The sequence below is a fragment of the Bartonella sp. B10 genome (genome assembly GCF_053794435.1).
In genome coordinates this window covers 471,730-481,940 of the sequence record NZ_CP200030.1, presented here as the reverse complement: position 1 = coordinate 481,940, position 10,211 = coordinate 471,730, and the positions used below count along the sequence as shown (strand labels likewise).

Here is a 10,211-nt window from a genome sequence, read left to right as displayed (position 1 = left end):
CAATTAAGTTTCTCACATTTTTGTTCAACGTAAGTTATACAAACAAAGGCTGATAGATCATAAAAATACATGTCACCATAAACGACTAATTGATAGTTCAAAATCTTTTAAGAGAGCTACTATCGCAGTAAAATTTTTTTAGAAATTTAATCTTGGATGATGATATCTTAAAAAATCTTGATGATAGAAAAATAGATAATATTTTCTTGATATTGTTAATTGAACGCAGGGTTGTTATGTGTAGCTTTAATAATTAAAAAATGGTTTTTGTGTTTGGATTATTTGAGGAAAAAAATACTCAAAGGATAAGGAAAAATGACTTCGTTAGATTATGGTTCAAAAGAGCCGAAGCAAGGGAGGGAATATGGTACTAACATAGAACAATTATGTGATTGTCATGATGATAATAAAGATGATCATTCTGCATTATTGCAGACAGGGGGGTATTCGGTTCATGTTGATGTGAAGCAACAGCTGTGCAAAAGAAATTGGAAAAAGAAACAAGCGCCTATGCGATCGAATAGAACTTGTAGGATAAGAGCAGGTAGCAAAATAAAAGGTCACAAAATATCTGTTTCTTCACCTCTTTATGCAGCACTTGATTTGGGAACGAATAACTGTCGTCTTCTTATTGCATCTCCTAGTAAACCTGGGTATTTTCGAGTCGTTGATACTTTTTCACGTATTGTACGGTTAGGAGAAGGTTTAGTAAATAGCGGTTTTCTTAATACACAAGCCATGGATCGAGCAATTGAAGCATTGAAAGTTTGCTGTTTAAAGCTAAAACAAAGGCAAATTAGGCGCTATCGTTTTGTTGCTACAGAAGCTTGTCGCTCAGCTAAAAATGGCAAATATTTTATTCAGCGTGTTTTAGATGAGACTGGGCTTGAATTGGAAATTGTTGATCGGGAAACGGAGGCACGTTTTGCTGTTTCAGGGTGTGGTACGCTCATTGAACCAGATACTGATGCGCTTGTGTTGTTTGATATTGGGGGTGGATCATCAGAAATTGCACTCCTTGATGTTTCTCAAAAACGTTCTTTGTGTTTAGCAGAACAAATTACAGCTTGGACTTCTCTTCCTGTTGGGGTTGTCACGCTTGCTGAACGTTTTGGGGGCAACGATGTTAGTTTAGATGACTTTGAAGAGATGAAAAGCTATGTGCGGGGGTTTTTAAACAACTTTTCAGATCGTTATAAACTAGGAGCTTTAGCTCAAGGGTCACGATTCCATCTTTTGGGAACTTCTGGAACGATTACGACTTTAGCAGGAATATACCTCAATTTAGAGCGTTATGATCGGAATCAGGTTGATGGCATTTGGATGAATAATGCAGACATTACTCTCATGACAAAGCGTTTACTATCATGGGACATACAAAAACGAATAACTAATCCTTGTATTGGACGAGATAGAGCAGATTTAGTTTTGGCTGGATGTGCTATTTTAGATGCTATTCGAGAAGTTTGGCCTAGTCAGCGATTAAGAGTTGCTGATCGTGGATTAAGAGAAGGAATTTTGATAGATCTTATGTTGCGTGATGGTGTGTGGTTTCGTCATAAAAAAGGAAAAAGCTTCGAGCGTTAGTATTTTCCTAGAATATGGAGATAATGAATAATTATGAAAAAAATGACAAAAACACCGACTGGCGGTTCTGGATCACATAGATTATATCAACACGTGAAGAAAAAAGCAGGAACCATTAAAGCGTCATCACGGCGATGGTTAGAAAGGCATTTGAACGATCCTTACGTACATCGATCAAAAGTAGATGGCTATCGTTCGCGTTCTGCCTATAAGCTTATCGAAATTAATGAACGTTATAAATTTCTTAAAAAAGGTCAAAGTATTATTGATTTGGGAGCTGCACCTGGTGGATGGTGTCAGGTAGCTTCACATATAGTAGAATCAAATCTTCAAAGTCCCAGTGTGGTTGGTATTGATTATTTACATGTAGATCCATTACCTGGAGTTGTTGTGTTAGAAATGGATTTTCTGCATATAGATGCACCAAAGAAATTAATTGATGCTTTAGGAAAAAAACCAGATGTAATTCTTTCTGATATGGCAGCACCGACAACGGGTCATCGTCAAACAGATCATTTAAGAACAATTTATTTATGTGAAGCTGCTGCTGATTTTGCTCTTTCAGTTCTCAAATTTGGAGGACATTTTTTAGCAAAGGCTTTTCAAGGAGGAGCAGAAAATACTCTTCTTACTACGTTGAAACAGAATTTTAAAACAGTTCATCATGTTAAGCCAGCTGCAAGTCGAGCAGAATCAGTTGAACTTTATCTTCTAGCCCTTGAGTTTAAAGGAAAAAAAGAAGGAAGATAATTATTTTATCTTTTGTAGATGATGAAAAATTAATACAATGGATGTATTATCTATAGATGAAGATAGAGGAATTTGATTCCTCAGTGAGTGTTCTTATGAAATTTCTTGATCAAGCTAAAGTCTATATTCGTTCTGGTAATGGAGGAGCGGGAGCAATATCATTTCGTCGTGAAAAATTTATAGAATTTGGAGGTCCGGATGGGGGTAATGGAGGACGTGGTGGTGATGTTTTTGCTCTTGTTGTGGATGGTCTCAATACATTGATTGATTATCGTTATCAGCAGCATTTTAGAGCAAAAACAGGAGGGCATGGAAAAGGACGTAATATGACAGGTGAAAAGGGTGATGATATCATCCTTAAAGTTCCTGTCGGAACGCAGATTTTTGAAGAAGATAATGAAACGTTGATTTGTGATTTAACAGAAATTGGACAACGTTACCGTCTTGCAAAAGGAGGTAATGGGGGGTTTGGAAATCTTCATTTCACAACATCTACAAATCGGGCGCCCCGCCGTGCAAATCCAGGTTTAGCTGGGGAGGAACGTACATTGTGGTTACGTTTGAAATTAATTGCTGATGGGGGCATTATTGGTTTGCCTAATGCTGGAAAGTCAACCTTTTTAGCGTCAGTAACAGCTGCAAAACCAAAAATTGCAGATTATCCTTTTACCACTCTACATCCTCATCTTGGGGTTGCACGTATTGATGCTCGTGAGTTTGTTTTTGCTGATATTCCTGGTTTGATTGAAGGTGCACACCAAGGTGTAGGGATTGGGGATCGTTTTTTAGGGCATGTAGAACGTTGTCGTGTACTACTCCATTTAATTTCTGCTCAAGAGGAGAATGTAGAAAAAGCATACCATACTATCCGTAATGAACTTGAAGCATACGGAAATAATCTGAGTGATAAGACTGAAATTGTCGCTTTAAGTCAGATCGATGTTCTCTCGATTGAAGAGCGCAAAGCCAAACAAAATATTTTGCAAAAAGTAACCGGTAAGTCTGTTATGATGTTTTCTGCGTTTAGTCGTGAAGGTTTAGAAAATGTACTGCGTGCTGGTGCACATGTTATTGAAATGGCACGCAAAGAAGATGTCTATAGAGAGCAGGATTGACTAAGATGGCAGTTGGATTAAAAGAGCTTGCACATTATAAACGCATTGTGATTAAGATTGGATCTGCACTTTTGATTGATCATCAGACAGGTTTACGGGATAAATGGCTTGATAGTTTAATAAAAGATGTTGCTGAGCTGTATAAAAAGGGTGTTGAAGTTCTATTGGTGTCTTCAGGAGCTATTGCTTTAGGGAGGATGTTGTTAAATCTTCCTAAAGGGGCATTGAAATTAGAAGAGAGTCAGGCGTGTGCTGCTTTGGGGCAAATTGAGTTAGCTAAAACATATGGTGATGCACTTGCTCGATATGGATTAAAAACTGGTCAAATTTTGCTCACTTTATTTGATACAGAAGAGCGACGACGTTATCTCAATGCACGTGCTACGATTAATGTTCTTTTGCGTTTTGGAGCGGTGCCTGTCATTAATGAGAATGATACTGTTGCTACCAGTGAAATTCGCTATGGTGATAATGATCGTTTGGCAGCACGTGTTGCAACGATGATGGGATCAGATCTTTTGATACTTTTATCAGATATTGATGGTCTTTATACGAAGTCTCCTCATCGTGATCCAACGGCTCAATTTATTCCCTTTATTGCATCAATTACGAATGATATCGAAAAAATGGCGGATGCGTCTACTTCAGAAATTTCACGAGGAGGGATGAAGACCAAACTTGATGCTGGGAAAATAGCAAACTCCGCCGGAACAGCTATGATTATTACGTCTGGCAAGCGTATGAATCCTCTTGCGGCGATTGACAAAGGAGAACGTAGAAGCTTTTTTGCTGCCAGTGAAAAGCCTGTTAACGCTTGGAAAACTTGGATTTCTGGCCATTTAGATCCATCGGGTATTTTGACCATTGATCAGGGAGCAGTTAGGGCACTTAAGTCTGGAAAGTCATTGTTAGCTGCAGGGGTTATTGCGATTGATGGGATCTTTAATCGTGGGGATACGGTTGCAATTGTTGATAAAAATGGGATTGAAATTGCTCGTGGACTTGTGGGTTATGGTAAAGATGAAGCTGTACGCATTATGGGGCGTAAAAGCGAGGAAATTGAATCTATACTTGGGTATGGAGCACGTTCTTCTATGGTACATCGTAATGATATGGTTTTGCGCTGCTTGATCGATTCTGCTTAAAAAGTTATCGTGTATTTTCTTTTCTGCTTTTAGGGAATGGATGGTTGTATGATTTTAGAAGAACAAATGAAGGATATGGGAAAAAGGGCACGTAGTGCTGCTTCGAGGCTTACAGTTGTTTCTTCTGAACAAAAGAATAAAGCACTGGAAATGATAGCTCTGAGTCTAGAATCTTATTCAGATAAGATTTTATGTGCTAATCGTCGAGATTTAGAGAATGCTGCTCAAAATAATTTGAGAGCAGCGATGATTGATAGGCTCAAATTAGATGAATTTCGTTTGCGTGCAATTATAGATAGTGTTCGCCAAATTTCTTATTTGCCAGATCCCGTTGGACAAGTGATAGACGAATGGACGCGTCCAAATGGGCTTCATATAAGCCGCGTGCGTACACCTCTTGGTGTAATTGGAGTCATTTATGAAAGCCGGCCAAATGTTACAATTGATGCAAGTGCCTTATGCTTGAAAGCTGGAAATGCGGTAATTTTACGTGGTGGTTCGGCTAGCTTTCATTCTGCCCACGCTCTCCATTCAGCATTGGTAAAAGGATTAGAGCGGGCCGATTTCCCTAAAGATACCATTCAAATGGTTAAAACTACAGATCGTGGTGCTGTTGGAGAGATGCTCAAGGGATTGGATGGTACGATTGATGTGATTATACCTCGTGGTGGAAAAAATCTTGTTGCACGTGTTCAGTCTGATGCACGTGTCCCTACTTTTGCGCATTTAGAGGGGATTTGCCATATTTACATTGATCAGTCGGCAGATTTAGATATGGCGTGTAATATTGTTGTGAATGCAAAGTTGCGGAGGACGGGTGTTTGTGGAGCCGTTGAGACAGTTTTAATTGACCGCCAAGCGCTAAAAAAGTTTCTTCCTGTACTGACGACTTTACAGAAAAAGGGGTGTGAAATTCGTGCAACAGAAGATGTTATTTTGTTTATGCAAAATGTCAAATTAGCATCTGAAGAAGACTGGTCGCATGAATATCTTGATGCAATTCTTTCTGTTAAAACAGTTGACGGTATTGAGGGAGCCATTGCTCATATTAAACGTTATTCATCAGGACATACTGAATCAATTATTGCTGAGGATATGAGAGTGGTGAAGACATTTTTTAATCATTTAGATTCGGCTATTTTGCTTCATAACGCATCTACACAATTTGCTGATGGAGGTGAATTTGGTTTTGGAGCAGAAATTGGTATCGCGACGGGAAAAATGCATGCGCGTGGTCCCATAGGTGTTGAACAGCTGACATCGTTTCAGTACCATATTAAAGGGAGTGGACAGGTTCGGCCTTGAAGAATCCATTTTTTCCATGGAAGCATCGTATGCCTTATGTTGAAAAGTCCAGCGTAGTTGGTCTTTTTGGTGGGTCTTTTAATCCGCCGCATGCAGGACATCTTCTTGTTGCAAAAATTGCAATTCGGTGTTTACGTCTTGATCAATTGTGGTGGATGGTTACTCCAGGGAATCCTTTAAAAAATTGTACACAATTACTGTCTTTGGATGAAAGAATGCAATTGAGTTCTGAACTCATTGATCATCCAAAGATTCGTGTAACGGGTTTTGAATGTGCTATAGGAAGTACTGTATCAGTGGATACGATTTCTTATATTCTTACGCGTTGTAGAGGGGTGCATTTTGTATGGGTTATTGGTGCAGATAGTTTTGCTACAATTCATCATTGGTATAGGTGGCGTGACATTGTACTTATGCTCCCTATTGCAGTTATTGATCGTCCTTCTGTGGGTATGTCAGCGTTTTCTTTTCCTATGGCACATAGATACCGTAATTTTCGTTTGGATGAGAGAGAAAGTATACGATTACCTTTTATGAAACCACCGGCTTGGACTTATTTACATGGGCTCTTGTCTTTTCAGTCTTCAACAGATCTTCGTTTGAAGAGGAATAATTTTTCTTGAATATTTTATAAGATTTTGCAAATCTCTTTAAGCAATTTTTTGTGTTTTAAATAATAAGAAAGGATGCTAACCTGGAAAACTTATCAAAAAAATATTCTAATAATGTTGTATTTTCAGAAGAAAAAAAGGTCTTTTCGGTAGCTTGTGGTCTAAAAGTTATTCTCAAAAGTTTAGAAGATACAAAAGCGGAAGATATTATTTCCATTAATATTCAGGATAAGTCATCCTTAGCTGATTATATTGTTATAGCTTCGGCACAGTCGCGGCGTCATGTATCTGCTGTTGCTGATAATTTATTATCCACTTGGAAGAATGTTGGGTATGGTCGAGTTAGTGTTGAAGGGCTTTCTAATAGTGATTGGGTATTGATTGATACTGGTGATATTTTAGTTCATATTTTTCGTCCAGAAATTCGTTTCTTTTATAATTTAGAAAAAATGTTTTTTGCTCCGGATTTAGATAATACAAAGTCTGTTTTCTTTGGGGATCATTAAGATGCAAATTTCTATTTTTGCTGTTGGTCGTATGAAGGGTGGAGCTGAACATAAGTTGGTTCACCATTATTTAGATCGTTTTTCTAAGTGCTCTCGGGTTGTTGGGTTTTATTTTAAAACATTACAAGAAATATCAGAAAGTCGTGCTCAAACGGCGTGTAAACGCATGGAAGAAGAAGGAAAGAGGCTTATAGAGTTTTTGCCTGAAAAGTGTCAATTAATTGTATTAGATGAGCGCGGAAAGTCGATTTCATCGTGTGCTTTTTCTGAAAAGTTAAGGTCTTATCGTGATGAAGGTGTTCGTGACGTAGTAATGGCTTTGGGAGGGCCTGATGGACACGATGAACGAGTAAGAAACCGCGCTGATTTTGTTTTATCTTTTGGTTTTATGACATGGCCACATCAAATTGCACGTATATTGCTTATAGAGCAATTGTATCGGGCTATGACAATTGCCAGTAATCATCCTTACCATCGTGTTTAATATTTTTGCATAATTTTTATTTTTATTAATGCTATTTATTAATATAGTTTTAGATAAATGACATAGTTTAAAGCATTTTTAATTTATGTGATAGAGATTGATGGTTGAAAAAATGAAGAAGCTTCTTCATGAATAAAGTGCGATGCTCGTATGAGAAATGCGTGATGATTGTTGTGCTGGCGTTGAGCGTGTTTTTTTTCTTGTCTGTATCTCATGCTGAAGATACAATTGGTCTCGGGATAACACATAAAGCATTGACAGAAATTCGCCAAAGTATCTCTGTTTCGCGTGAACGCGTTGCTTTTCTTGCTGATCAAGTTGAGCGTTTAAAGAAGGATCAACGCATTTTAACTGATGCATTAATAAAAGCTGCTAAAGAAGAACTTACTATAGCAAATAATATTGCTGAAAGGGAAGAAAATCTTGAAAAAATGCTCAAAAAGCAAGCACAAGTGCACCAAAGTTTAAAAGAACGTAGAGATGAATTTGCGAAGGTTCTTGCTATCTTAGAACGTATAGGTTTTAATCCGCCTCCTGCTCTTATGGTGCGTCCTGAGAATGTGTTGGCATCTGTGCGCAGTTCTATTTTATTAGGAGCTATCATTCTCGAAATGCAAGAAAAAACACAGGATTTGACAGCTAATTTTAGGGAGTTGACCAATTTGAGCAACTCAATTACTACGGAATATACGACTTTAAAGATTAAAATGCAGAATCAAGCGGAACAGCGAAAGCGTTTAGAGCTTTTATTAGACAAAAAGGCAAAATTACAAAAACGCTCAGAAAAAGAGCTTATAGAGCAGCAACAGAAAAATATTGCTCTCGCTAAAAAAGCTAAGTCTTTGGAAGAATTAATTTTGGAACTTGACCGTCAGTCACAGTTTGGTTCTGATGTATCAATACAAGTACGGAAAAGTTTACAATTGTTAGAACTGCGCAATTTTGAAAATCAAAGAGGTTCTTTACTTTTTCCTGTTTCAGGAAAGAGGGTTCGACACTTTAATAATAGTTCGCAGATTGCACGTTTTGGTGAAATGATTGAAACAGAGTCAGAAGCTGTTGTTATAGCCCCTACTGATGCTCTTGTTGCTTTTGCTGGACCATTTCGTTCTTACGGACAGTTAATTATTCTCAAGGTTGGAAGTGGTTATCATATTGTTCTTATTGGAATGTCCAAAATTAATGTGACTCAAGGGCAGTTTGTTCTTTCAGGTGAGCCTCTTGGCACGATGGGGATGCAATTTGTTGCGAACAGTATTGCACTCGATATAGGCAAAAGTAATCCAATTCTTTACATTGAATTTAGAAAACAAGGTAAACCTATAAATCCAGATCTTTGGTGGAGGACTGCAAAATTGGGAAGGAACCAAAATGATTCGTAAAGTTATTTTTTTGGTAGCTGGGGCGTTTTTCGGCGCCAGTTCAATGATTGCGATGCAGTCTGTAGCTGCAAATAGCGAAGGTAATATTTATAAACAGTTAGCTATTTTTGGTGATATTTTTGAGCGGGTACGTATGCAGTATGTGATGGTTCCAGATGATAAAAAACTCATTGAAAGTGCTATCAATGGTATGCTTGCATCGCTTGATCCACATTCATCTTACATGAATGCTGAAGAAGCTAAAGATATGCGAGATTCTACTAAAGGAGAATTCGGAGGTCTTGGTATTGAGGTGACTATGGAAAAAAACTTAATTAAAGTTGTTTCTCCTATGGATGATACGCCTGCTTCAAAAGCAGGAATTTTGGCTGGGGATCTCATTTCAAAAATCGATGGTGTACAGACGAATGGTCAAACACTGAATGAAGCTGTCAATAAGATGCGAGGTGCTGCTGGAACACCGATTACATTGACAATTATTCGTTCTGGTGTTGATAAACCGTTTGAGATTAAAGTTGTTCGTGATATCATCAAGGTAAAAGCGGTTAAATATCGTGTTGAGGGTGATATTGGATATTTAAGACTCATTCAATTTTCTGAGCAGACTTTTGGAAATCTTCAGTCTGCAATTAAGGATATTCAGTCTAAAATTCCTGCGGCTAAGCTAAAGGGGTATGTTCTTGATTTGCGGCTTAATCCTGGTGGGCTTTTAGATCAGGCTATTAGTGTTTCAAGTGCTTTTCTTAATAAGGGTGAAATTGTATCGACTCGTGGACGAAAAAAGAATGATGTGATGAGATTTGATGCTAAGCCAGGAGATATCATCAACGGAAAGCCCCTTATCGTACTAATTAATGGTGGTTCGGCGAGTGCATCTGAGATTGTTGCAGGTGCATTACAAGATCATCGTCGTGCTACGATTTTAGGTACACAGTCCTTTGGTAAGGGATCTGTTCAGACAATTATTCCCTTAGGTGAAAATGGTGCTTTACGTTTAACAACCGCACTTTATTACACGCCGGCTGGTACTTCGATTCAAGGGACTGGGATCACGCCAGATATTATTGTAGAGCAACCATTACCTGAAGAATACAAGAGTCATGATGTAAAACTTGGTGAATCTGAATTAAAAGGTCATATCAAAGGGAAACGAGAAAACAATAAAGGATCTGGTTCAGCTGCTTTTATTCCACAAGATCCCAAAGATGATATTCAGTTAAATGAGGCTTATAAACTTTTACGAGGTGAGATGGCACATGCAGCATTTCCACCAGATCCTAACAAAGATATTTTAAAGTAGAAAAAGATATACAGCTTACGATTTTT

The 10,211-nt window shown here is 38.0% G+C and carries 9 protein-coding genes and 1 pseudogene; all 10 read left to right on the top strand.

Going from position 1 to position 10,211, the window contains the following annotated elements:
• Positions 1-315: 315 nt before the first annotated feature.
• The 10 genes and pseudogenes from V3565_RS02070 to V3565_RS02025 all read left to right on the top strand — a co-directional run bounded on the left by V3565_RS02070 (position 316) and on the right by V3565_RS02025 (position 10,185).
• Positions 316-1,587, top strand: coding sequence for a Ppx/GppA phosphatase family protein (locus tag V3565_RS02070; protein ID WP_455478673.1), 1,272 nt, complete (start codon positions 316-318; stop codon positions 1,585-1,587).
• A gap of 33 nt (positions 1,588-1,620) precedes the next feature.
• Entirely contained in the window at positions 1,621-2,337 is a 717-nt protein-coding gene (locus tag V3565_RS02065; RefSeq protein ID WP_455478672.1) for an RlmE family RNA methyltransferase, read from the top strand.
• Positions 2,338-2,432: 95 nt separating this feature from the next.
• Positions 2,433-3,452: a GTPase ObgE gene (gene obgE / locus V3565_RS02060; protein ID WP_455478671.1), complete on the top strand. Its 1,020-nt coding sequence runs from the start codon at positions 2,433-2,435 to the stop codon at positions 3,450-3,452.
• Between the two features lie 5 nt (positions 3,453-3,457).
• Complete coding sequence (gene proB / locus V3565_RS02055) at positions 3,458-4,597, top strand: glutamate 5-kinase (RefSeq protein WP_455478670.1); 1,140 nt, start codon at positions 3,458-3,460, stop codon at positions 4,595-4,597.
• A gap of 48 nt (positions 4,598-4,645) precedes the next feature.
• Complete coding sequence (locus tag V3565_RS02050; RefSeq protein ID WP_455478669.1) at positions 4,646-5,902, top strand: glutamate-5-semialdehyde dehydrogenase; 1,257 nt, start codon at positions 4,646-4,648, stop codon at positions 5,900-5,902.
• A gap of 29 nt (positions 5,903-5,931) precedes the next feature.
• Positions 5,932-6,525 carry a nicotinate-nucleotide adenylyltransferase gene (locus V3565_RS02045; RefSeq protein WP_455478668.1) on the top strand — a complete coding sequence of 198 codons (594 nt, stop codon included), beginning with the start codon at positions 5,932-5,934 and terminating at the stop codon, positions 6,523-6,525.
• 50 nt (positions 6,526-6,575) lie between these two features.
• Positions 6,576-7,019, top strand: a complete 444-nt coding sequence (gene rsfS, locus V3565_RS02040) for a ribosome silencing factor (protein WP_455478902.1) — start codon at positions 6,576-6,578, stop codon at positions 7,017-7,019.
• A gap of 1 nt (position 7,020) precedes the next feature.
• Complete coding sequence (rlmH, locus tag V3565_RS02035) at positions 7,021-7,503, top strand: 23S rRNA (pseudouridine(1915)-N(3))-methyltransferase RlmH (RefSeq protein WP_455478667.1); 483 nt, start codon at positions 7,021-7,023, stop codon at positions 7,501-7,503.
• Positions 7,504-7,603: 100 nt separating this feature from the next.
• Positions 7,604-8,885 (top strand): annotated as a pseudogene (locus V3565_RS02030) (murein hydrolase activator EnvC family protein).
• Positions 8,875-10,185, top strand: a complete 1,311-nt coding sequence (locus tag V3565_RS02025) for a S41 family peptidase (protein ID WP_455478666.1) — start codon at positions 8,875-8,877, stop codon at positions 10,183-10,185. The pseudogene V3565_RS02030 and the gene V3565_RS02025 overlap by 11 nt, the downstream one beginning before the upstream one ends.
• Positions 10,186-10,211 lie beyond the last annotated feature (26 nt).